At 47.9% G+C, this 309-nt stretch carries 1 pseudogene; it reads right to left on the reverse strand.

The window, feature by feature from the left end:
• Positions 1-309: pseudogene (locus LI162_RS16120) on the reverse strand (dihydrodipicolinate synthase family protein); the annotation flags it as partial.

Consider the following 309-nt stretch of genomic DNA (forward strand, 5'->3'; position numbering starts at 1 on the left):
GGCAGATGATCTCCGGTACGCATCCTGCGAATCCAATCAGAGCTCCGTCCATTCCCGGGAACCAGCTTACGCACAGTGTCTCGTCATGACATGTGATAAGAGAGATGTCCGGGCACTCCTGACGAAGAAGACGTACGTCATGCTCGTAGATAGATGTAACTCGTGTTCCCATCTTGATACATTTTACATGATCGATCTCTTTGCACATTTTGATCAGTGTCTCTACCGGGTAGAAAGCTTTGCTTGTTGCCGGATACAGGTGGATGATGATGTCGATGTCAGCTCCCTCTGCAACATCTTTTACATACT

Source organism: Mediterraneibacter sp. 210702-DFI.3.120 (assembly GCF_020561005.1).
In the GTDB taxonomy this organism is placed as follows: Bacteria; Bacillota; Clostridia; order Lachnospirales; family Lachnospiraceae; genus Mediterraneibacter; species Mediterraneibacter faecis.